This window comes from Undibacterium sp. GW821-FHT11H02 (assembly GCF_058808015.1).
In genome coordinates this window covers 1-22729 of the sequence record NZ_JBXARG010000033.1, presented here as the reverse complement: position 1 = coordinate 22729, position 22729 = coordinate 1, and the positions used below count along the sequence as shown (strand labels likewise).

15 protein-coding genes and 2 riboswitches are annotated in these 22729 nt (G+C 46.7%); of the genes, 11 read left to right on the top strand and 4 right to left on the bottom strand.

The window, feature by feature from the left end; translation table 11 throughout:
- Positions 1 to 18: 18 nt before the first annotated feature.
- Complete coding sequence (gene hda / locus AC1RR2_RS20455; RefSeq protein ID WP_493224133.1) at positions 19 to 696, bottom strand: DnaA regulatory inactivator Hda; 678 nt, start codon at positions 694 to 696, stop codon at positions 19 to 21.
- Positions 697 to 748: 52 nt separating this feature from the next.
- On the bottom strand, positions 749 to 1834 hold the full coding sequence (locus tag AC1RR2_RS20450; protein ID WP_493224132.1) for an AI-2E family transporter: 1086 nt from the start codon (positions 1832 to 1834) through the stop codon (positions 749 to 751).
- Positions 1835 to 2050: 216 nt separating this feature from the next.
- On the opposite strand from AC1RR2_RS20450, the gene purM reads away from it, so the two are divergent.
- Positions 2051 to 3094, top strand: a complete 1044-nt coding sequence (purM, locus tag AC1RR2_RS20445) for a phosphoribosylformylglycinamidine cyclo-ligase (RefSeq protein WP_493224131.1) — start codon at positions 2051 to 2053, stop codon at positions 3092 to 3094.
- 104 nt (positions 3095 to 3198) lie between these two features.
- On the opposite strand, the gene AC1RR2_RS20440 is transcribed toward purM, so the two are convergent.
- Both AC1RR2_RS20440 and AC1RR2_RS20435 read right to left on the bottom strand, forming a co-directional pair.
- Positions 3199 to 3738, bottom strand: a complete 540-nt coding sequence (locus AC1RR2_RS20440) for a peroxiredoxin family protein (protein ID WP_493224130.1) — start codon at positions 3736 to 3738, stop codon at positions 3199 to 3201.
- Positions 3739 to 3891: 153 nt separating this feature from the next.
- Positions 3892 to 5376 carry a S41 family peptidase gene (locus AC1RR2_RS20435; protein ID WP_493224129.1) on the bottom strand — a complete coding sequence of 495 codons (1485 nt, stop codon included), beginning with the start codon at positions 5374 to 5376 and terminating at the stop codon, positions 3892 to 3894.
- Between the two features lie 201 nt (positions 5377 to 5577).
- On the opposite strand from AC1RR2_RS20435, the gene AC1RR2_RS20430 reads away from it, so the two are divergent.
- The 10 genes from AC1RR2_RS20430 (at position 5578) to AC1RR2_RS20385 (ending at position 22668) form a co-directional block, all read left to right on the top strand.
- The gene (locus tag AC1RR2_RS20430) at positions 5578 to 6144 is read left to right on the top strand and encodes a DNA-3-methyladenine glycosylase I (protein WP_493224128.1); all 567 of its coding nucleotides are present in this window, start codon (positions 5578 to 5580) and stop codon (positions 6142 to 6144) included.
- A 3-nt stretch (positions 6145 to 6147) separates the two neighbouring features.
- Positions 6148 to 6939 (top strand): spermine/spermidine synthase domain-containing protein, encoded by a 792-nt coding sequence (locus AC1RR2_RS20425; protein WP_493224127.1) that lies wholly within the window; start codon positions 6148 to 6150, stop codon positions 6937 to 6939.
- Between the two features lie 302 nt (positions 6940 to 7241).
- Positions 7242 to 8381, top strand: coding sequence for a M28 family peptidase (locus AC1RR2_RS20420; protein ID WP_493224126.1), 1140 nt, complete (start codon positions 7242 to 7244; stop codon positions 8379 to 8381).
- Positions 8382 to 8530: 149 nt separating this feature from the next.
- Positions 8531 to 10216: a M14 family zinc carboxypeptidase gene (locus AC1RR2_RS20415; RefSeq protein WP_493224125.1), complete on the top strand. Its 1686-nt coding sequence runs from the start codon at positions 8531 to 8533 to the stop codon at positions 10214 to 10216.
- 139 nt (positions 10217 to 10355) lie between these two features.
- Positions 10356 to 10453, top strand: a riboswitch (glycine riboswitch).
- Between the two features lie 11 nt (positions 10454 to 10464).
- Positions 10465 to 10603, top strand: a riboswitch (glycine riboswitch).
- Positions 10604 to 10811: 208 nt separating this feature from the next.
- Positions 10812 to 11936 carry a glycine cleavage system aminomethyltransferase GcvT gene (gene gcvT, locus AC1RR2_RS20410; RefSeq protein ID WP_493224124.1) on the top strand — a complete coding sequence of 375 codons (1125 nt, stop codon included), beginning with the start codon at positions 10812 to 10814 and terminating at the stop codon, positions 11934 to 11936.
- A 134-nt stretch (positions 11937 to 12070) separates the two neighbouring features.
- Complete coding sequence (gene gcvH / locus AC1RR2_RS20405; protein WP_186889835.1) at positions 12071 to 12448, top strand: glycine cleavage system protein GcvH; 378 nt, start codon at positions 12071 to 12073, stop codon at positions 12446 to 12448.
- Between the two features lie 249 nt (positions 12449 to 12697).
- The gene (gcvP, locus tag AC1RR2_RS20400; protein ID WP_493224123.1) at positions 12698 to 15577 is read left to right on the top strand and encodes an aminomethyl-transferring glycine dehydrogenase; all 2880 of its coding nucleotides are present in this window, start codon (positions 12698 to 12700) and stop codon (positions 15575 to 15577) included.
- Positions 15578 to 15895: 318 nt separating this feature from the next.
- Positions 15896 to 17146 (top strand): exonuclease SbcCD subunit D C-terminal domain-containing protein, encoded by a 1251-nt coding sequence (locus AC1RR2_RS20395; protein ID WP_493224122.1) that lies wholly within the window; start codon positions 15896 to 15898, stop codon positions 17144 to 17146.
- Entirely contained in the window at positions 17143 to 21099 is a 3957-nt protein-coding gene (locus AC1RR2_RS20390; RefSeq protein ID WP_493224121.1) for an AAA family ATPase, read from the top strand. The genes AC1RR2_RS20395 and AC1RR2_RS20390 overlap by 4 nt, the downstream gene beginning before the upstream one ends.
- 72 nt (positions 21100 to 21171) lie before the next feature.
- Complete coding sequence (locus AC1RR2_RS20385; protein WP_493224120.1) at positions 21172 to 22668, top strand: ATP-dependent nuclease; 1497 nt, start codon at positions 21172 to 21174, stop codon at positions 22666 to 22668.
- The last annotated feature ends 61 nt before the right edge of the window (positions 22669 to 22729 follow it).

Sequence of the window (22729 nt, the reverse complement as noted above, 5' to 3'; positions counted from 1 at the left end):
TGCAGGCAAGTAGAAAACTTATTCTGCATGATCTCTTTGTAATAATTCACGCAGTAAGGGGAGTGTAATCGGGCGCTTGGTTTCCAGCGAATAGTGATCAAGTTCGCCCAGCATCGAGGTCAAAGAGCGCATATCGCGGCGGTAGTGTGTAATTAGATAGGGTAACACGCCTTGTGCTAATCCTATGCCTTTTGCCTGTGCCGCGCGTTCTAATGCGTCAATTTTGTCTTCGTCTGATAAACCGATCACTTGATAAATTAAGCCCCAACCGAGGCGGGTACGCAGATCGTCACGCACATTCAAAATCATCGGTGGATGATTGCCTGACGCGACAAAAAATGCGCCATTGGCACGCGCTTCGTTGAACAGCGCAAATGCGTCAATCTGTGCCGCAGCGGACAATTGATCGCAGTCATCGAGCAGATAGAGGTCGACTTCTGGGCTATACCAAAATTGCTCCTCAGGCGCGTCGGCATTGATGTAGCGAGTGTTGGGCGTTTGTGCAATGGCGTGCAGTAGATGCGTTTTACCGGCGCCTGCCTCACCCCATAAATACACGGAGCGCTCGCCATACTGACTGGCGATGCGCTCTGAGAATAGGCATAAAATCTGCGCCAGTTCCGCGTTTTGTCCTACTACAAATGTATCTAGAGACGGAAGGCTCTCCGCATCCAGATCAAGTAAAAGCTGTCTCATGGTCATGAATATCGTCAAAAAACCAATTTCGTATCATTCATCGGGGGATGAATTATGATTGACGATAAAAGGAACTATTTAAATAGGAAAGTCGTAAATTCTTTGCTGCGACCGAAATGACCGCAGAGGCTGGCAAGGCGACCAAAATACCGATGAAACCAAATAACTGACCAAATGCCATCAAGGCAAAGATCACCGTCAATGGATGCAATCCAATACGTTCACCCACAAGTTTCGGCGTCAAAATAAAAGATTCTAAGGCTTGACCAACGCCATAAACGATAGCGACCGCAATTAAACCATGTAAATCATTAAATTGGAGTACCGCACTGACCAAGGCCAAAAATAGCCCTAAACCATAACCGAGGTAAGGAATGAACACCAGCAAGCCAGTCAAAATACCGACTGGCAGAGCCAGATCAAAACCAGCGATGGTCAGACCTAAGGTGTAATAGATCGCCAAAATCACCATCACCATGATTTGACCGCGTAAGTATTGTGCGAGCAATTCATCCACTTCTTTAAACCAGGTTTGCGTTTGTTTTAACCAGCGACGAGGGATGAAGTTGCGCAGGCGTCCAATGAGCGCATGCCAGTCAACTAACAAATAAAACAAGACGATAGGGATCAAAATAAAGTTCGCTAACATCCCTAGCACGGCGGTACCGCCAACTCGGATAGAAGAGAGCACGGCTTTACCGATGACATCGCCGCTACTTGCCAAATGATCACTGATAATCGCTTTAATGCCTTCACTATCAATATTGGCTTGGATACCAAAGTCACGCAGGATAGGCCCAAGCATGGTATTGAAACGATCTAGAAACTGGGGAATTTGATTATGTAGTAGCGGAATTTGCTTTTGCAAAATTGGCACCATGATCAAAACGATCGCCAAGATACAGGCTACTACTAATAGGATCATTAGGGTGGCAGCGATTGGGCGAGGCAGATGTATCCCTTTTATTTTCAGCTTACACAGCTTGTCTAGCCAAGGATTGAGAACATACGCCAAGATGGCTGCCACAATAAATGGCATCAAAATCGGGCCAAGTAAAGATAGCAAAAGAATAAAAGCGAAAGCGACGCTCAACCAGGTGATGGTTTGCTTTTGATTGCTGGTCAGATTAAAGGGCATAGTCTTTTCTTGGTTAATCAAATGTTGAAACCGCTAGTTTGCCTAAAAACTAGGTAAAACCTAGGTCAATTTGTTAAAATAGCGGTTTTGGATGTGCTGAAAATCGTTTTTTTCGTGAGTCTAAGTAAAGACTGAGCTGAAATAAGCATTTTGAACATCCTAGTTTCTGGCAATTCCGCTATTTTACCGCCTCAAGCCCCTACTGACGAATATCCTATGAGCACAAATACTCCTGTTTCTCTTTCTTATGCCGACGCTGGTGTCGATATGGTTGCTGGCGACGCGCTGGTCGATGCAATCAAACCATACGCAAAACGCACCATGCGTGAAGGTGTGATGGCTGGCATTGGTGGCTTCGGCGCGATGTTTGAAGTCAGTAAAAAATACAAAGAGCCAGTGTTGGTTTCTGGTACGGATGGCGTTGGTACCAAGCTGAAATTGGCTTTTCACTTGAATCGCCACGATACGGTTGGCATTGATCTGGTCGCTATGAGCGTCAATGACATTTTGGTGCAGGGCGCTGAACCTTTGTTCTTCCTCGATTATTTTGCTTGCGGCAAATTGGATGTGGCAACGGCGACTGATGTGATCAAAGGCATCGCATTTGGCTGCGAACAAGCGGGTTGTGCTTTGATCGGTGGAGAAACAGCTGAAATGCCTTCTATGTATCCTGAAGGTGAATACGATTTGGCTGGTTTTGCAGTTGGCGCAGTAGAAAAATCAAAGATTATCGATGGTAGCAAAATCGTACCAGGCGATGTGATCCTAGGCTTGGCTTCTTCCGGTATTCATTCCAATGGTTTTTCTTTAGTACGCAAAATCATTGAAGTTGCGAATCCTGATTTGAATGCAGATTTCCATGGTCGTAGTTTGGCAGATGCCCTGATTGCACCAACCCGTATTTACGTTAAACCTTTACTGGCCTTGATGGCGAGCATGGAAGTCAAAGGCATGGCGCACATCACAGGTGGTGGCTTGGTAGAAAACGTACCACGCGTATTGGGCGATAAACTGACAGCGATCTTGGATAGTAAATCTTGGGAAATGCCACCATTGTTCAAATGGTTGCAGCAACATGGTGGCGTAGCTGATGCGGAGATGCACCGTGTGTTTAACTGCGGTATCGGTATGGTCGTGATTATGGCGGCAGATCAAGCAGATGCGGCGATGGCGCAATTGGCCGCAGCTGGCGAGACGGTATTTAAGATTGGGTCTATCCGCGCTCGTGAAGGCGATGAGCATCAAACTATCGTGGTGTAAAGTAGCCACGCTTGGTTTCAGATTCGTCCCAAATTCGTTTCAAACAAGAACGCACTTTGATAGTGCGTTTTTTTATGGATGTTTGCTTTTAGTTTGCAGATGATTTATGGATGTAAAATTTCCCATAAATTATCCCAATCTTCGGATTTGAAGGTACCTTCACGTTTCAAACTGATTTGCCCGTTGGCGGTAATAACAAAATGACTGGGGTCGCTGTTGATGCTACCAAAACCATCGAGAGTCTCAGTACTGCCGCGCCAGATGAGAGGGAATTGTTGATTCTTGGGAACGCTTGCCGCGACTATTTTGGTGTACATCTCAAAATCAGCTTTGCTCTTATCAATATTAATACCAATCAAAACGAAATTCTTAGCCGAATTATCGCGAAAAAACTCACGCATTAGCTTCAAGTCTCTGGCGCAGACCGTGCATCCTCCGCTGTAAAAACTGACAAGTATGGTTTTACCTGCATAGTCACGCAAATCTATTTTTCGACCTAAATAGTCTGTCCCACTAAGTGTCAGTTTGGGACTCGCTTTAGCTTGTTGTGCGTAAGCTGGGAAATTGAGAAACGGATATAAAGTTAAGCAGAGCAGCAAGCTAAGGCAGACTCGCAAAAATGGGGTAGGGGTAAGGGCTTGCATTATTAGTTTCGCCAGAAAGTTGTGATTGCACATTAGTCGAACTTATCTGAAAAAACTTACACGCTATTTCAAAATAAATTTAAGAATTAATCCACAAAAAAAGCCCGGATGTTCAAACCGGGCCTTTGTGTGCAATAGTCGACTGAACAAGACTTACTTGCGTATGCGATTATTTCTCCAAGGCTGAGGATCCGGATCGATGATGTTGCCATTGACTTGGAAGGGCGCTGCGGGAACAGCAATGCCACTTGGCGCGCAGGTGCCAGATTTGCTATAGCTCGCGGCATTGGCTAACAGACGTTCACTTAAGGTGCCCAATTCGTGTTCAAGATCATCGGTGGCTGGGCAACTAGGCGCGAAGCCGTTGACATAACCGCCTTTGCCTGCATCATTTACGCCATCAAATTCAATAGCAAAATAGGCCGTACCGCAGTTGTCGGTTTGAGTAAAACCGTAGGGTTTGCCACAGGTGGTCCCGCCTATGGTAATTACTTGTACAAAAGGTGACAGTCCGTTGATGATAGACTCGCTGGCTGAGCAAGTACGGGCGGTGGTTAATACAAAGACGCGCGACAAATTCAGTTGCGGTAAGTCTTGTCCGGAGCGAGACCTGCTAGTAAATAGGAATTTACTATCGGCCGTCCAATCTGCATGCTTGTCATTGTATTGCAATTGTTCAAAGACGCGACCTTGTGCCTTAGCGCCTGCAATCATCGATGCGACCTCATTGGCGATATAAATATAACCGCCGCCGTTGTAACGTAAGTCGATCACTAAGTCATCAATCCCTTGTTGTTTGAAATCACGCAAACTATTGACCAAGGGATCAGAGGCCGTGGCTATGTGATCGGTAAACACGATGTAGCCTAAGCGGCGATTTTCAGGCGTAGTAATAATTTTGCTTTGTAAAACCGGTTGCGTAGTAACGGTTGTTGCCTTCAAATCTACAATGCGGGTAGTGCTGACACCGACATCTTTGATTTCAAACCGGGTCGTAGTTTGAGAACTGCTAGGGTAGAGTGCAGCAACTTGGGCGTCATAGCTGAGTTGACCTATGGGTGTGCCATTCAGACCTACGATTTGTGCACCACGCTTGATTTGTTGTAAATCAGCCGGAGAGTTTGGTTGTACGTAGCTGACGCGCAACTGGTTATTTTGATTCACCAATTTATAGCCAAAACCAAGGTCTTCTCCTGCCTCGAAGTAGCCATCGATTTCGTCTTTGGGTGCGGTAAAGCTGAAGCGATCATTTTGTTTGACCAGCAGTGCATCGAAATATAACTGTGGCGTACTGTAGCTGGTTGGTGCGACGTCGACAATTTGTTTGTACCAAAGATAGACGTCATTCAAATGCGCGCGTACCCAACTTTTTTCGACAGATGCAGTGCAAATATTGGCATAGACTGAAGGTGCGCCTATATTGCTTCCGCTATTGGATCCCGTATTCGTACCACTAGTATTTCCATTATTATTGCCGTTGCCTGCCACCGAGCAAAGTGCACTATTGCTCGCGCATAGACTCGTGCTGGAAGAGTTGCTACCGCCACCGCCACCGCAACTACTTAATAGGCTAGCGAATAATCCGCTTAGTAATAATGTGCTGAAGGTCGAGGCAGTTTTTTTGAGATTGTATTTCATCGTCTTTACCTGTATTCATTTTCTTTTGTATGCGCGCTTTCAATTTTAAATCCAATTAGCTTCTTGGGATCTTGTTGTGCTTTAGTAGAACGCGCCGTCTCAGGGCAGTATAATCCATGTTTTATGCAATGGTATTGTTTGGTGTTTAAAAAAATAATCAATTCAGTATTGAAATTGACCTCGATTAACTGCTAGGAAAATATGACAAAAACGCGTTGTTCTTGGGCTAATCCCGCCAATCCCTTATACCTGCATTATCACGACCATGAATGGGGCGTGCCTTGTCATGAGGATTTACGTTTGTTTGAGATGTTGAATCTGGAAGGTGCGCAAGCAGGATTAAGTTGGGAAACCGTATTGAATAAGCGCGAGAACTATCGTCTCGCATTTGATCATTGGGATGCGCAAAAAATTTCGCAATACGATGAAGACAAAGTGCAAGCTTTAATGCAAAACCCTGGCATTATCCGCAATCGTTTGAAGATACAAGCAACGATCACGAATGCTAAATCGTATTTGAATCTATGCAAGGAATTCGGCAGTCTCGATAGCTATTTGTGGGCGCACGTTAATGGTCGCCCAATTGTCAATCATGGCGAACGAATTATCACGACAGAATTATCGGATCAAATTTCCAAGGATTTGAAAAAACGTGGCTTCAAATTTGTTGGCTCTACTATTATCTACGCTTATATGCAGGCTATAGGTATGGTCAATGACCATGCTCATGAATGTGCTTGGCGTACTCATGCTCCAACCGCAAAGTAAGCAATGGCGAAAAGAAATACTCAAACGGTTATTGCCGTACCTTATCATCCCGATGTATTTGTTTCCGAATTTCGTGGTGTGCGCTCCTTACACTTGGCAAGCGCAGTAAATAGTGATGTCAGTTGCGCACCTATACAAGGTTCTATGCGGCTAGCGGTACCAGATCAGATTGAGCTGGAGTATGTGCAGCAAATGAATTTGTGGATGCTATTTAATATGCAGCCGGGGCACATTGTGCAGCTTGGATTGGGCGCCGCTGCTTTAACCAAATTCTGTTACCGGTATTTTCCTGATGCCTTGGTAACCGCAGTCGATCTAAATCCTAAAGTGATTGCGATGTGCCGTGAACAATTTAAATTGCCCGAAGATGATGAGCGCCTGCGCGTCATTGAGATGGATGCATTTGATTTTGTGCGTAATCCCACTCGTCGTGGCAAGATAGACGTGATACAGGTGGACTTATATGACGCAGAGGCGGAAGGTCCGGTGTTAGATAGTCCTGAGTTCTATCAAGCTTGCGCCGATTGCTTAAGTGATGAAGGCATGTTGACGGTCAACTTATTCGCAAACGAACAGCAGCGCGCCAAAAACATCGCGGCTATGCAAGCCTGCTTCGAGGTGGTGGTTTGGTTGCCGGAAGTGCATGACGCTAATGTCGTAGCCATAGGCTTTAAAAGCGCGCCTGAAGTCGATTTCGAATCGCTGTATCAACGTGCCGCTGTATTGCGAGTTAATTACAAATTGCAGGCACCCATTTGGGTTAATGGTTTAAAGGCTTGGATGGCATCTGAATAATGTTAGGACATGCGCAAATCAGACGCTGGCGTTGTTGTGTTCGCCTCGCCGTGCAATTGCACTGTCTTCGGTTCTACGCCTAGCCAGCGCAATTTTGCGTAAATCCTAAATGTAAATGCAGGTGTGAGCTTCACCATATATTAAAGTCATGTCTATTTTGGGAACTTATTTTGCAAAGTAGACTCAGAGCTTGGTTGAAGTGAAAGGCAAGGATTTTACGATTGCAATGCAAAAACAATCGACTTTATGCGGCCATTCATTTTTAAAATAATTTTGTAGTGATAATTTCTAATGGGACAGGTATGAACTTTACGCCACGCTTACAACTATTTGCATCCGCTTTATTAATCTCCGGTAGCTTACTTACTTTTCCGACGTTTGCGCAAAAAGCACCAAGTGCCGCTGCGAAACTGAGTCCAGCTATGCAAGCGACAGTGGAACGTATTTCTGCAGAATCTATGCGTGGGCATTTGACATTTCTTGCTTCTGATTTATTAGAAGGACGCGATACGCCTTCACGTGGTTTGGATTTGGCCGCGGAATACATCGCCGCACAATTTCGTGTCATCGGCTTGGAGCCAGCCGGGAATGATGGCTATTTTCAGACCGCTGATTGGAATGTGCTGAAAAAAGATTTACCACGTCGCCGTTCTGCAGCGCCTGCGCCGACACCTGAAGCTGAGCCGACATCGCCAACGATAGTACGTAATGTGATCGGCGTATTGCGTGGTTCTGATCCGGCGTTGAAGGATACCTATGTGCTAGTGACTGCACACTACGATCACATAGGCATCAAAGTGAATGCTGAAGGGGATAAGATTTTTAACGGTGCCAATGATGATGCAAGTGGTACGGTTTCAGTAATCGAATTAGCGAAAGCTTTTGCAGGTATGAAAGAGCGTCCAAAGCGCAGTATCGTTTTTATGACTTTCTTTGGTGAAGAAAAAGGTTTGGTCGGTTCTCGTTATTACGGTAAAAATCCAATTTTCCCTATAGAAAAGACAGTTGCTGGTATCAATATTGAGCAAGTCGGTCGTACCGATGATTCAGAAGGCGCTCAAGTCGCATCAGTGGGTGTGACAGGCTTTGATTTCTCCGAAGTCGGCGCGATTATTAAACAGTCAGGTGATAAGACAGGTATCAATGTCTGGAAGCATCCTGTCAATAGCGATAAATATTTTGGTGCTAGTGATAATCAGGCCTTGGCTGATCAAGGTATTCCTGCGCATACGATTAGTGTGGCTTATGGTTTTCCTGATTACCATGGTTTAGGCGATGAAGCGAATAAGATCGACTACGAGAATATGGCAAAAGTTGATCGTGCCGTTGCTGTCGCCATTGAACATATCGCTAATAGTAAAGATGCGCCAAAGTGGGATGAGAAAAATCCTAAGGCCGCGAAATATCTCGAGGCATGGAAGCAACGTAACGGTAGCAAATAATTTCTGCGGAAAGCAATTTCAATGCACGATTAAAAACGACTTGGGTGATGCTTTGCTCAGGTCGTTTTTTTATATGAATGTAGGTAGTCCGTGTAAGTAATTTACTTGTTTACTTAAACTGCCCTTAGTCAAATCTTAAAAGAATAAAAATGAAACCTATAAGAAAATCAATATTAGCTTTAAGTGTGTTCATCACCTTTGCTTCTACAGCACAAGCAAATGACAAATCTAAAGCTGACACCTGGCCGCAAGCACGTTTTGAGCAGAATAATTATCAGACGACCAGCACGGTTGCTGATGTCGCACAGTTCATGGCGGCCTTACAAAAAAAAGACAAATCATTAAGTTCATATCATCCAAAAACTGGGCCACGTAACACAGAAACTGGTCAGCCTCTTAATGCCTGGCGTCTTGCGTCTACCGGTAAAGATCCTTTGCGCGTGTATATTAATGCGGGTATTCACGCAGGTGAAGTCGAGGGAAAGGATGCAATGCAAATTATCTTGCGCGAATTAGTGCAAGGCAAATATCCAGAAATCCGTCAGGCGATAGAAATCGTGACGCTGCCAACTTATAACGCGGACGGTGCGGATGCTCAAGATCCATTAAATCGTCGCCATCAGCCCAATCCGGCGGGGGGCGTAGGGCCGCGTGAAAATGCGTTTGGGATAGATTTGAACCGTGACATGATGAAAGCGGCAGCCGCAAATACCCGTTGGATGCTGGCGATGTATCAAGATTTTCAACCCGCAGCAGTGTTTGATTTACATACGACGAATGGTAGTTATCACGGCTTTCATATTACCTATGAGCCCGCTTGGGCGACGGGTGGTGATGCACCATTGCAAGAACTTAATCGTAAGATGTTGACCGATGTCCGCGCGACCATGCTACCGCGTGGTATGCCGACTTATGACTATGGTAATTTTCGCTATAACAAAGAGAAACAGATTGACGGTTGGGAATCTGCATTTTCTACGCCTAATTTAGTCAGTAATTACCCGACACTGCAATATGCTTTGGGTGTTCTGGTTGAGACCTACGTATATCGTAGCTTTAAAGAGCGTATTGAAGATAATCGTTTATATGTCGTGGAATTGTTGCGTTGGTTAGCGGCGAACAAAGAGCGAGTTAAACGTGAGCAAATTGCTGCAAAAGCACGCTGGGCAGATCAATGGAAAAACAACGATGCGCGGCTGCCTTTGCGCACTGAAATGACTCTGGCGGAGACTTATAGTTTTGACGTGGTTGATCCGATTAAAGACGCCAATGGTCAAATTATCGGTGAAAAATCACGTACCAAGATGGAATTGCCTGCCTATGTCGCTTTTAAAGCGGTCGATGAAATCCGCGTGCCGCAAGGCTATCTGGTCGATCCTGCTTATGCCGAGAGATTGCGTCCGATTTTGGAGGCACATGGCTTGAAAGTACTGCCAGGATCTGCACGACCTAAAGATCAGGCTTTGATGTATTTCCACGAAACTGAACGCAATATCGCGAAGGATACTTTTCAGGGGATTTTTACGGCACAAATCAAAGGGCAGTGGAAAGAGCAAGTTCCCGAGAAACGTGCGGGCTATACTTGGACCAAAGCGACTTTAGACAAAGCGCTATATGTGCCTTTGAATCAATCATTGGGGCGTTTGGGTTTCTATTTACTGGATCCTCGTAGTGGCGATGGACTAGTCTATTGGGGTTATTTGCATGCCTATTATGCAAGGGGTAAAGGCATGTGGGGCGAGCCACCGCGTCAGCCGATTTTGGCCGTGGGAAGCGCGGCAGCGAATCACACCGCCGAAAGCCTCGCTGCAAAACCAGAGCGAGTGCAAGAGTAGTTTTGTTAATTGAAATTGATTTCAATAAGTGACTTTTGAACGCTAATTTGCATAAGACAATTGACACTTTATTACTCAATAAAATGTGAAAAAAAGTGCTGCGGTAGGAAATCACCCAGATGTTTCGGGTTATAATCGCGGCACTTGATCGGGAGAGAGCGCTGACTCACAGAGTACATCGCCGCCGAAGGGGCTAATACCCAACAAACTCTCAGGCAAAAGGACCGATCAGCGGGGTGGTGTGAAAACTCCCCTACTCTGGAGAGCGGTAGCAGTGCGATAAATTTTTTGCATTGAACTACCCACCGAAGGTGCGACGAGAATCAGCGTATATCAGCTTATATATGATTCCCGTAATCTCTCAGGTACCAGGACAGAGGGGTAACGATTGTATGGTCACCTCTATAATCCGATTATGGGGCGCACTGCGTTGTTGCAACTACTCGCAATACCGACGTATTGCTGCGTTTTGCCCCTAGCATTGCATTCCCAAAATCGAATTTTAGAGATAACCAATTACATACGAAGAAGTCACCAAATCGTATGTTTTTTTTCGTCCCTTTTTTCTGTCCAAACTTGGTACTGAGGCTCTCACATGACACAAGCAACTCTTAAAGTAACTCCCTTAAACGCAGCACACCGTGCAGCCGGCGCGAAGATGGTTGATTTTGGTGGCTGGGATATGCCAGTTAACTACGGTTCCCAAATCGAAGAACATCATGCGGTGCGTACTGATGTCGGTATGTTCGATGTGTCCCATATGTGCGTAGTTGATCTCAAAGGCGAGAACGTCCGCAGCTTCTTGCGTGGTCTGGTTGCGAATAATGTCGATAAATTACAAGTTTCCGGTAAAGCTCTGTATTCAGCCATGCTGAAACCTGAGGGCACTGTGATCGACGATTTGATCATTTACTTCATGAACGAAAGCTGGTTCCGCTTGGTCGTTAATGCGGGTACTGCAGAAAAAGATGTGGCATGGATGAATGCGCACAATGCAGCCACCAATTCTGGCATCACCATCACCCAACGTCGCGACGGTGCAAATTCTTATGGCTTGATCGCGGTTCAAGGACCAAACGCCCGTGCTAAAGCATGGGAAGTTTTGCCAGAAACTAAAGCTGCTAGTGCAGAAATGAAACCTTTTAACGCTGTGATCGTGGACGGCACAGCCTTCGGTGAAGTCATGGTGGCACGCACAGGATATACAGGTGAAGATGGTTTTGAAATCGCGGTTTCAGCAGAACGCATCACGGATTTGTGGAATGCTTTGATTGCCGTCGGCGTGAAGCCAGCTGGCTTGGGCGCACGCGATACTTTGCGTTTAGAAGCAGGTATGAATTTGTACGGTCAAGATATGGATGAAACAGTCAATCCATTAAATGCTGGTTTGGCATGGACGATTGATATGATTGCAGAACGTGATTTCGTCGGTAAAAAAGCGTTGCAAGAGCAAGGTCAGACACAACAATTCTTAGGCCTGATTCTGCGTGAAAAAGGTGGCATTTTGCGTGCACATCAAAAAGTCGTAACACCACATGGCGACGGCGAAATTACTAGCGGCACTTTCAGCCCAAGCATGCAAGAAGCGATTGCTTTGGCACGTTTGCCTATGGGCGTTGCGATCGGTGACACAGTACACGTACAGATTCGTGATAAACAATTAGCAGCAACTGTAGTGAAATTGCCGTTTGTTCGTAATGGTAAGGTTTTAGTAGCTTAATTATTTTTTGCCGCAGAGGCGCAGAGTACGCAGAGGTTTTTTGAAGTATTTCTCTGCGATCTCTGAGCCTCTGCGGCGAAGGTTTTTGTTTTTAGTTTTTAAAGATAATCATTTTAAATTTTTTGGAGAACAACATGACAGTTCCAGCAGATCGTAAATACACAGAATCCCACGAATGGGTACGCGTTGAAGCCGACGGTACAGTGTCCGTTGGTATTACTGACTTCGCACAAGATGCATTGGGTGATATCGTTTTCGTTGAAGTACCCAAAGTCGGTACGGTGTTGGCGGCTGGTAAAGACTGCTGCGTGATCGAATCTGTGAAAGCAGCTGGTGATGTTTATGCACCAGTCGCCGGTGAAGTTGTTGCAGTGAACGACGCAGTTGTTGATGCACCAGACTCTATCAATGCTGGTGCATTCGATGCCTGGTTGTTCAAATTGAAGCCAGCTAATGCAGCAGATGTTGATGCACTCATGAGCGCAGAAGCATACCAAAAAAATATCGGCTAATTTTTGACTTTCACCCCTCTCCCGCAAGCGGGAGAGGGGCAGGGGTGAGGGCGGTGTTTATTTGACGAAAGTTAGAGACCAATGCCATGTGAATTTGATTTTCGTGATTGCATATAAATCAGGTTTATCCGTGCTGAACTTCCCTCACCCTAACCCTCTCCCGCTTGCGGGAGAGGGGATTAAGCCAAAGTCCTGCAGGACGGCTGCTCCCAATTGTTGAATTTTGTTTTTCTACACCCCAAAAATACCATGACACGTACTAGCCTTTCCCAACTTGAGGCACATGATGCCTTTATCGCCCGTCATATCGGCCCATCTGAAGCAGAACAAGCTGCTATGCTCAAAGTGTTGGGCTATGCGGATCGTACTGCTTTGATCGATGCGATTGTTCCAGCGAATATTCGTCGTAAAAATGTTTTGCCATTGGCCGACTTCACAGAAGCAAAATCTGAAACTGAGGCTTTGGCGACATTGAAAGCTTTGGCGAGCAAAAATAAAGTGCTCAAGTCTTTCATCGGTCAGGGCTATTACAACACGCACACGCCAGGCGTGATTTTGCGTAATATTTTTGAAAACCCAGCGTGGTACACGGCTTACACACCATACCAACCAGAAATTTCTCAAGGTCGCTTGGAAGCGATTTTGAATTTTCAACAAGTCATCATGGATATGACTGGCATGGACATCGCTAACGCGTCTATGCTCGACGAAGGTACAGCCGCTGCAGAAGCGATGACCTTGATCCAACGTGTTGGTAAATCGAATTCCAATGTGTTTTACGTCGCTGATGACGTCTTGCCACAGACACGTGAAATCATCGAAACCCGTGCTAAACCTTTGGGCATAGAAGTACGGACCTGTACAGGTAATGAAGCAATTGAAAATGACTGCTTCGGCGTGCTTTTGCAATACCCAAGTGTTGACGGTACGGTGCGCGACTATCGCGAATTTACCGCTGCGGTTCACGCAAAAGGTGCAATGGTTGTTGCTGCTGCTGATTTGTTGGCATTGACTTTGATCGAAGCACCAGGCACTTGGGGTGCTGACGTAGTCGTCGGTAACAGCCAACGCTTCGGTGTACCGCTCGGTTTCGGTGGCCCACACGCTGGCTACATGGGTACGAAAGACGCATTCAAACGTTCTATGCCAGGCCGTTTGGTCGGTGTGACGGTCGATGCGCAAGGTAAGCAAGCTTACCGTTTGGCGTTGCAAACACGTGAACAACATATCCGCCGCGAAAAAGCGACATCCAACATCTGTACAGCACAAGTATTGTTGGCAGTGATCGCTTCTATGTACGCGGTGTATCACGGCCCAGCAGGCTTGAAACAAATCGCACAACGTACACACCGTTTGACTGGCACTTTGGCCGCTGGTTTGAAACAAATGGGCGTAGCGATCGCTAACAGTTCTTTCTTCGACACATTGACGATCAATGTTGCTAATGCCGCAGCGGTACACGCAGCAGCGCAAGCAGCAGGTTATAACTTGCGTCAAATCAGTGCGACTCAAGTGGGTGTGTCTTTGGACGAGACAACTACACGTGCAGACGTTGAAGCTTTGTGGGCGATTATCGGCCAAGGCAAAGCGGCGCCAGCATTTGATGCGACTGAAGCGGGCGTGACAGATGCCTTCCCAGCAGCATTGGCACGTACAACAAGCTACTTGACGCATCCAACGTTCAACCGCTACCACGCAGAACACGAAATGCTGCGTTACTTGCGTAGTTTGGCAGACAAAGATTTGGCTCTCGATCGTACTATGATCCCGCTCGGTTCATGCACGATGAAGTTGAATGCAACGTCCGAAATGATCCCTGTTACATGGCCAGAGTTTTCAAACATTCATCCTTTCGCACCCAACGATCAAACCGTTGGTTATCGCGAAATGATCGATCAGTTAGAAGCGATGTTGTGCGCAGCGACAGGTTACGATGCCGTTTCTTTACAACCAAACGCCGGTTCACAAGGTGAGTACGCCGGTTTGTTGGTGATTCAGGCTTACCACCAATCCCGTGGTGAAGGCCATCGTAATATTTGCTTAATTCCATCCTCTGCGCACGGTACTAATCCAGCGTCCGCTTCTATGGTTGGTCTGGAAGTGGTAGTGGTTGCTTGCGATGAAAACGGTAACGTTGATCTGGTCGATCTGAAAGCCAAAGCTGAAAAACACAGCGCCAATTTGGCAGCCGCGATGGTCACTTATCCGTCGACGCACGGTGTGTTCGAAGAAGGCATTCAGCAATTGTGCGAAATCGTTCACGCACACGGCGGTCAAGTGTATGTCGATGGCGCGAACATGAATGCTTTGGTTGGCGTTGCTGCACCAGGCAAATTCGGTGGTGACGTCAGTCACTTGAACTTACATAAAACATTCTGTATCCCTCATGGTGGTGGCGGTCCAGGTGTCGGTCCTGTCGCGGTTGGCGCACATTTGGCAAAGTTCTTGCCGAACCAAAAATCAACCGGTTATGTACGCGGCGAAGATGGTATTTCCGCAGTCAGCGCAGCACCGTTCGGTTCAGCATCGATTTTGCCAATCTCATGGATGTACATCGCCATGATGGGCGCCGAAGGTTTGAAAGCCGCAACTGAAACAGCAATCTTGGCAGCGAACTACATCGCGAAGCGTTTGGCTCCACATTACCCAGTGCTGTACACAGGTCACGATGGCTTGGTCGCGCATGAATGTATTTTGGATTTGCGCCCATTGACCGATGCGACTGGCATCTCCAATGAAGACGTGGCAAAACGTTTGATCGACTTCGGCTTCCACGCGCCAACCATGAGCTTCCCAGTGCCAGGCACATTGATGATTGAGCCAACAGAAAGCGAATCCCAAGCTGAGTTGGATAGATTCATTGATGCGATGATTGTCATCCGTGAAGAAATCGCTAAAGTAGCAAGCGGCGAATTCGACGCCAAAGACAATCCACTCAAAAACGCACCACATACTGCAGAAGTATTGGTCGCCAACGAATGGAATCATGCCTACGGCCGCGAAGTGGCAGCTTACCCAGTACCCGCTTTGCGTAAGCAAAAATACTGGGCACCAGTAGGTCGTGCCGATAACGTTTATGGTGACCGTAACTTGTTCTGTGCTTGTGTACCTATGAGTGATTACGAGTAAGCAGAGTCTCTGTAACGAGTACCCTCGCATGGCGCAAAACCTCATGCGAGTTTGCAAAAAAAAACGGACGTGCAAATCGCATGTCCGTTTTTTTTGATCATTTAAAAAATGCCTAGCGTTGAATGAATTAAGGCTTGATTTTGAATCTGCAGATTATTTCTAGTAAGCTTTTGCCGACTTTTGGTTTTAATTTTTTCAGAGCTAAGCCCTTATTCAAAAGAAAGTCAGCCCAACTTTATTCGATTTTCATTTTTATCGTCAATTTCCAGTTTTTACCAGTAAGATTAGCGCTATCCTTTTTAGCCTATTCATTACTTCATGCGCTTCATTCATACTTCCGACTGGCACCTCGGCCAAACTCTGCACAATTTTGATCGTAGCTACGAACACCAAGCGTTCTTAGATTGGCTGATTGTCAGCTTGGTTAAGGAAGAGGCCGAAGCCTTGCTGATTTCAGGCGACATCTTCGACACTGCGAATCCTTCAGCGCAAGCGCAAAAACAGTTCTATCGATTCTTGCAGCAAACCAAGCAACAGCTACCGCATTTGAATATCGTCATCATCGCGGGCAATCATGATTCGCCTGGACGCCTAGAAGCACCAGCGCCCCTTTTGGAAGAAATGGATGTCGCGGTGATAGGCTTCGTGCCGCGTTTACTTGATGGCAGCATCGATTTAGATCGTTTAGTTTTGCCGTTGAAAAATGCGGCAGGCGAGATCAAAGCATGGTGCTTAGCGATACCGTTCTTGCGCCCCAGCGACGTGCCTAAATGTGATGGCGAGGTCAAAGACCCTTACATACAAGGCATCACGCTCTTGTATCAACAATGCTTGCAATACGCATTGAACCTGCGTCAACCCGATCAAGCCATCATCGCGCTAGGTCATTGCCACATGGTCGGTGGCGAGATCTCCGAAGAATCAGAGCGCCGTATCGTGATCGGCGGTACCGAAGCTTTGTCGGCGAATATGTTCGATGCGAATGTCGCGTATGCAGCTTTAGGCCATTTGCATCTGGCGCAAAAAGTCGGCAAGCAAGAACACTTGCGCTATTGTGGTAGCCCATTGCCGATGTCTTTTGCCGAAGTCGATTATCAACATCAGGTGCTGCGTGTGGATTTGGATCAGGACAAAGTCAGCGCCATCAAGCCCATATTCGTACCACGCGCAGTCGATTTGCTACGCGTACCTAAACAAGCCGCACCGTTAGCGCAAGTCTTGGTGGCATTAACCGCATTAGATTTGCCCAACGACACACCGCTAGAACGTCAGCCGTATCTTGAAGTTCGCGTCAGACTTGATGCTCCCAAACCAGGCTTGCGTGCCGCGATAGAAAACGCGATTGAAGGCAAGGCGCTGCGCTTAGCCAAAATTGAAACCAGCTTCGCCGCGAAGAAAATCAGTGAATCAGAAACCGTCACACTCACCGAACTAGAAAACTTGCAGCCAGAAGATATCTTTCAACGTCTGTACCAAAACAAATACCAGAACGAAGCGCCACCAGAGCTACGCAGCGCCTTCACCGAACTGATGTTGGCCAATGGTAGCAACGACGAGGTTCAGCCATGAGAATTTTAGCTCTGCGCGGAAAAAATCTTGCCTCACTCGCCGGAGAATTCGAAGTCGATTTTGAACAAGAGCCACTCAAGTCAGCAGGCCTATTCGCCATCAGTGGCGCAACAGGTGCAGGCAAGAGCACCTTGCTCGATGCGCTATGCATGGCGCTGTATGAAAACACGCCACGCCTGATCAAAGCAGGCGGCAGCAAGACACTACCCGACGGCAACGAACTGATCTCGCAACAAGACACCGGCAATTTACTGCGTCGCGGCACAGGCGAGGGTTATGCTGAAGTCGATTTCGTCGGCTGCGATCAAGTCAGCTATCGCTCCCGTTGGAGCGTGCGCCGTTCTCGCAATAAAGCCACGGGCGGCTTGCAGCCAACCGCCATGACGCTGCATCAATTGCCTGATTTAACACCCATCGGCGGCAAAAAAACGGAAGTCAAAGCCGAGATAGAAAAACGCATAGGACTCAAATTCGAACAATTCACTCGCGCCGTCCTACTCGCGCAAAATGAATTCTCTAGCTTCTTGAAAGCCGAAGACAATGAACGCGGCGAATTATTAGAAACCCTCACAGGCAGCGCGATCTACAGCGAATTATCCAAACGCGCCTTCGAACGCGCCAAGCGCGAGCAACAAGACCTGCAACGCATATTAGATCGCCTAGACGATCAAAAGCCATTATCCGAAGAAGAGCGCACACAGCTCGATTGCGATCAACAAAACGCACTAGCACAATTGCAAAAACTAGAAGAGCGCAAACTCGCCTTAGAACAAGCACTGCGTTGGTTTGAACAAGATCAAAAGCTGCAACATGATAGCCAGATCGCGCAAGAACAAGTCGAGAAAACGCAGCAAGCTTGCGCGCAATCGGCAGCACGACAAGCACAGCTAGAGCAAATTGAAATCGCGCAAGTCGCTCGTCCATTACTAACGGAAACTGATCGTCTACAAACCAGCGTAGAGCAATGTCAACAGCAAATCATCAACGCCCAAGCGCAACTCCAAAACGCGCAGAGTAATAGCCAACAACAAGAGCAACAACAGCAAGCCGCCAAACAGCAGCTACAAAAAGCCGAGCAAATGCTAGCGCAAGCCGCACCGCAACTGGACGCCGCCAAAACACTAGAAGCCGTCATCTCCACCATGCAACCCGCACACGAAGCGATGCAAGAAGCGCACGCCAAGTTGCAAGCAAAATGCAGCCAAACGCAAGAACAGCAGCAAGCAAAGCAAGTCGACATCAACAGCAACCAAAGTCAAATGCAAGCCTGCACCACGTGGCTGAGCGAGCACAGCGCCTTGCAAGTCTTAGCAGACGATTGGGTAAAATGGGAAGTCTTGCTGCGTCAAGCCAAACAAGCGCAAGACGAGCTACAGCACCTCACACAAAAGCAAGCGCAACATGCGAGCGAACAACAAACACAACAAGCGAAAATCGCAGACCTTAGCGAGCAGCTAAGTCTAAGCCAAACGCAATTAGAAAAAGCCGAACAAGCACGCCAACAAAGCACAGCGGCCTATCTGGAATCCAGCACAAAGCTAAACGCGCAACTGCAACAAAAGCCCACATTAGAAAAACGCCGCGAACAGTTAAGCAGCCTAGAGCAATTGGCGCACAACCGTGAAGACGAGAAAGCACGTCTGCACAAAACGCAACAACAAATTCACGCGTTGCAAAGCAGCCTCACCCAAACTAAGAACGAAGCCAAACAAGCACAAGACAAATTGCCCGCATTAATCGCAACGCAAGAGCAAGCCGAACGTTCGCTCAAGATTGCTGAAAGCGCTTGCCTAAAAACCGCCGAAGATCTACGCGCCACTTTAGCGCCTGATCAAGCTTGCCCAGTCTGTGGTTCGCACGAACATCCATACCGTAGCGATCAGCCGCATGTGCCGCAGTTGCATACCATGCTCGAACAATTGCAAGTGCAGGTACAACAATGCCGCCTAGGCACACAAAACGCGCAACAAGAATTCAGTAGCAAAGACGCGCTAGCCGCGAGCTTACAAGCACAGCTACAACAAGCCCAGCAAGAAGCGGCGCAACAACAAGCGCAGGTCGCACAAACGCAAAGCGCATGGCAATCGCACCCGCTGGCGCAAGAGATCGCTGATCTAGCGCAAGGAGAGAATGCACTAAGCACATGGATAGCCGAACAAACTAAGCAAGTACAAGAAACGTTGGCAAATATCACCGCTTTAGAAAACACCAATCGCACTACCTTACAAAACAAAGACAGCGCACAAGCGCACTATGAACAAGCCACGCGCACGCACAACGCCAATAAAGAAGCACAACAAAATGCCCTCAATGCCGTAGAGCGCAGCAAAGCCGATCAAGCACACACGCAAGAACAATGCACCCAATGCCAAACCAGACTCAACACTTATTTAGAAGAACTCACACCAGCATTGCATGACCTGGGCGACGGCGCAAGCAACTGGAAAGAGCAATGGCAAAACGCGCCCGAGCAATTCACCCAGCAATGCGCAGCACACGCCAAAGAATGGCTCAAACAAAGCAAACAACGCGAAGCCTGCAACCAGCGCGCAAGCAGTTTGACGCTAGAGTTGAATAACCTCACTGCTATCCTGCAACAAGCAGAACTAGAACAACAAAACAGCACACAAAGCCTTGCCGCCAGCGCGCAAGCACTAAAACAAAAACAAAACGAGAAAAGCGCCTTATTGCGCACGCTCGCCGACTTATTCGCCGACCTAGTTCAACACACCACACTACAACTACAGAGAATAGAACTCAGCCTAAAACAAATCGAAGCCCAATTCACACAAGCGATTAATGCGGCCAAACAAGCTGTCGATCTAGCCACCCAAAACCACAACGCCGCAGTGCTAACCCACAGTCGCTGCACCGAAGCATTAGCACAAGCGACAGCACGACTCGCCACGGAACAAAGCCTACAAGCGAACGCCGCAGTTACGTTAGCAAACTGGTTAGCAGAGCACGACGCAAGCCCAATGAGTGGAGAAGATCCTGCGGAAAATCCTGAAGCCAAACTACGCCAATTACTAAGCTACGACGGCGCTTGGATCAACAGCGAACGCAATGCCTTACTCACCATCGCCAACGCCAGCCAACAAGCACAAACGCTAAGCCAAGAACGCCAACGCCTGTGCGCAGAACACCAAGCACGTCGCCCCGACGTACAAACAATCTTGGCACAAGACGAATCAGCGAAGGATGACAATGCAGACGCGAATGTGAATGAAAAAGTAGATGGAGACAGTGAGCCAAACAGTGATGCGATTGCAGATAAAAACGCAACAGCATCATTCAGCACGCAACTAATCCAAGCACTACAAACCCTGACAAAACAACGCAACCAAGTACAAGCGCAAGCCAGCCAATTACAAACCGCCATCGCCCAAGACCAAGCCCGCCGCACGCAAGCGGCCGACATCTTAAAGCAACTAGAAACCCAAGAAGCCAAAAGCAAAATCTGGGAAACCCTAAACCAATTAATCGGCGCAGCCGACGGCAAAAAATTCCGCAACTACGCCCAACAATACACGCTCGATGTCCTAATCGGCTACGCCAACCGCCACTTACACGAACTAGCCCGCCGCTACCGCCTACAACGCATCAACGACAGCCTAGCGCTTATGGTGATAGACCAAGACATGGGCGACGAAGCCCGCTCAGTCCATTCACTCTCAGGCGGCGAATCCTTCCTAGTCTCACTAGCCCTAGCACTAGGCTTAGCATCACTATCGAGCAAACGCGTACGCGTCGAATCTCTCTTCATAGACGAAGGCTTCGGCAGTCTAGACGCCGACACACTACGCGTAGCGATGGATGCCCTAGACGGCCTGCAAGCCATGGGCAGAAAAGTCGGCGTGATCTCGCATGTGCAGGAGATGACGGAGAGGATTGCGACGAAGGTGATGGTGGTGCGAGGGGCTGGGGGGCGGAGTGTGGTTGGTGTGAGCTAAAGTTTCTTTGCGTGACGGTGACTGAATTTAATTCTATATACAAAATCATTATTCTGAGGTGAAATCTTAAATATGTATATCAATAAACTTCAAATTAAAAATTACCGGAATCTTCATGATTTCTCAATTCAACTTAAACCAAAGACCTTGATAATTGGTGAAAATAACGTTGGAAAGACAAGTTTGCTTAGAGCACTTTCACTTCTCTTGAATAATGAAATAGGAGGAATACGAAGTCGAGTACTACGAATTGAGGACTTTAGCTTTGACGTTCTACATTCGTTCAAATGTAGTGTTTCTAATGTTGATATTGAGCCCTCAGAAGTCGTTTTTCCAGAAATCGAAATTATCGCAACCTTCACCGACTTTATTGATGAAGAAGAGAAGACAATTGTAAGTGAATGGCATTCTAATGAAGCACATACCGAGGCACAACTTTGTTTTACATTTGGTTGTTCATTAAGGAATCGAGTCGAATGGGTGAAAAATATTAGGGATTCGTTGAAACTTGTTGAGGAAAAAGATAGGCGACTTGAACAAATACAGTTTCCTATTAATGAGTATGAGTCCTCAATAGTCGCGGGTATTGGAAGAATAAAACCCGAAAATTTTCAGCTTAGAGCACTAAAGATAGACTTGTTAGATGCTTTACGTGATGCGAAAACTGAATTGTCCGCGTCGAAAGAAAATCGCTTGTTGTATCGAATTTTAAATAATAGAGATCAAAATAAGTTTGATGATATTTTGCATAGCGCTAGTGCTTTAAACAAATCGATCAATAAAAGCAATGCCGAACTTACTTCCATAAAAAATGAGATATCCAAAATATTGGGAGAGCTGTCGTTGGAAACTGATATTTCATCGAATGAGATAAATTTCAGATTTTCAGACATTAGTCTCCAAGAGCTATTAAAGAAAATCGGTTTGGAGTACGGTGATAAGCCAATATCAGTCGAGAATAATGGGCTAGGTCGAAATAATTTGTTATTCATGTCGTTCGTACTGTCACATGTCCATTCAAAAAATAATGATCCAGATTTTCGTTTAATAGCGATTGAGGAGCCTGAGGCACATATTAGTCCTGTATTGCAAAAGCATTTTTCAGAGAGTGTATCGAGAGATTCTTTTTTTCAAGGTGGCAAGCGTCAAGTTATTTTGACTAGCCATTCAACGCATATTTGTTCTCATCTAAATCTTGAAAATACAGTTGTAATTTATAAAGACACTTCTGATGGTAGCTTGAAGTCACATTATATTTTGGACGGGATACCAAATGATGCTGAAGGAAAACAAACGAAAAATTATCTTAGGAAGTGGCTTAGTGCCACAAACTCCGTAATGTTTTTTTCTAGGCGTCTTATTTTTGTGGAAGGTATTGCCGAACAAATTTTGATACCTAAGTTTTTTGAATTGCTTCGTGGAGCAAAGCCGGAAAAAATGAACGCGCAAATCATTAACGTAAATGGACTCGCATTCCGAAATTTCCTAGAGGTAGTGAAACACGGATATTTCATTAAGACGGCGGTACTCACTGATAGTGATTCAGGCACAAATGTAACCCTCCCGTAAAATCAAGCCATGCATAACTAGAGATCTTGAGGCAAACTTATGTGCCAAAGGAGAACAGAAA

Bases quoted from the DNA above. Each gene is read 5' to 3' on its own strand.
- hda (WP_493224133.1), bottom strand. From the start codon at position 696: ATGAGACAGCTTTTACTTGATCTGGATGCGGAGAGCCTTCCGTCTCTA.
- AC1RR2_RS20450 (WP_493224132.1), bottom strand. From the start codon at position 1,834: ATGCCCTTTAATCTGACCAGCAATCAAAAGCAAACCATCACCTGGTTG.
- purM (WP_493224131.1), top strand. From the start codon at position 2,051: ATGAGCACAAATACTCCTGTTTCTCTTTCTTATGCCGACGCTGGTGTC.
- AC1RR2_RS20440 (WP_493224130.1), bottom strand. From the start codon at position 3,738: ATGCAAGCCCTTACCCCTACCCCATTTTTGCGAGTCTGCCTTAGCTTG.
- AC1RR2_RS20435 (WP_493224129.1), bottom strand. From the start codon at position 5,376: ATGAAATACAATCTCAAAAAAACTGCCTCGACCTTCAGCACATTATTA.
- AC1RR2_RS20430 (WP_493224128.1), top strand. From the start codon at position 5,578: ATGACAAAAACGCGTTGTTCTTGGGCTAATCCCGCCAATCCCTTATAC.
- AC1RR2_RS20425 (WP_493224127.1), top strand. From the start codon at position 6,148: ATGGCGAAAAGAAATACTCAAACGGTTATTGCCGTACCTTATCATCCC.
- AC1RR2_RS20420 (WP_493224126.1), top strand. From the start codon at position 7,242: ATGAACTTTACGCCACGCTTACAACTATTTGCATCCGCTTTATTAATC.
- AC1RR2_RS20415 (WP_493224125.1), top strand. From the start codon at position 8,531: ATGAAACCTATAAGAAAATCAATATTAGCTTTAAGTGTGTTCATCACC.
- gcvT (WP_493224124.1), top strand. From the start codon at position 10,812: ATGACACAAGCAACTCTTAAAGTAACTCCCTTAAACGCAGCACACCGT.
- gcvH (WP_186889835.1), top strand. From the start codon at position 12,071: ATGACAGTTCCAGCAGATCGTAAATACACAGAATCCCACGAATGGGTA.
- gcvP (WP_493224123.1), top strand. From the start codon at position 12,698: ATGACACGTACTAGCCTTTCCCAACTTGAGGCACATGATGCCTTTATC.
- AC1RR2_RS20395 (WP_493224122.1), top strand. From the start codon at position 15,896: ATGCGCTTCATTCATACTTCCGACTGGCACCTCGGCCAAACTCTGCAC.
- AC1RR2_RS20390 (WP_493224121.1), top strand. From the start codon at position 17,143: ATGAGAATTTTAGCTCTGCGCGGAAAAAATCTTGCCTCACTCGCCGGA.
- AC1RR2_RS20385 (WP_493224120.1), top strand. From the start codon at position 21,172: ATGTATATCAATAAACTTCAAATTAAAAATTACCGGAATCTTCATGAT.